Source organism: Polaromonas sp. P1_G2 (assembly GCF_056405515.1).
The window spans coordinates 1-424 of the sequence record NZ_JBFUBY010001315.1 but is presented as its reverse complement, the minus strand read 5'-3'; the positions used below and the strand labels follow the sequence as shown (position 1 = coordinate 424).

The following is a 424-nucleotide window of genomic DNA, read 5'->3' as shown; positions in this document are numbered from 1 at the left end:
CCACCTGGCCCTTGAACGGTTCGAGTGCTTCGCCGACGAATTCCTCGTTGCCGTTTTGGTAAGCCTCAGCCGTATCGAAGAAGGTCACGCCCCGTTCGACCGCCCCGCGCAGCAGCGTGACGGCATCTTGCCGTTCCATGACGGAACCGTATGCATAGGTCAGACCCATGCAGCCGAAGCCGATGGCCGAGACTTCGGGTCCCGATTTTCCGAGTTTGCGCTTTTGCATTTCAATCTCCTTTTCAGATGGATTCTCTTTCGAGCGTAGAAACCTTTAAGCCGACCAATGCGGTTGCGGAGGGCCGCCGACGCCTGACGATCAGGGTAGCGACCAGTGCCAGCGCAAGCGCCATCATCACGGACGAGCCGGTCAAGGCGATGGTTACGCGCTGTGCGAGAAGCTCAGCGCCAGTCAGTCCGGACG

2 protein-coding genes are annotated in these 424 nt (G+C 59.7%); both read right to left on the bottom strand.

Features of this window, described 5'->3' with window-relative positions:
* The coding region (locus AC1D0P_RS30330) for an aldo/keto reductase (protein ID WP_477680122.1) at nt 1–229 on the bottom strand (229 nt) is incomplete at its 3' end.
* A gap of 13 nt (nt 230–242) precedes the next feature.
* A partial coding sequence (locus AC1D0P_RS30325) for a hypothetical protein (RefSeq protein WP_477680121.1) occupies nt 243–424 on the bottom strand: 182 nt, incomplete at its 5' end.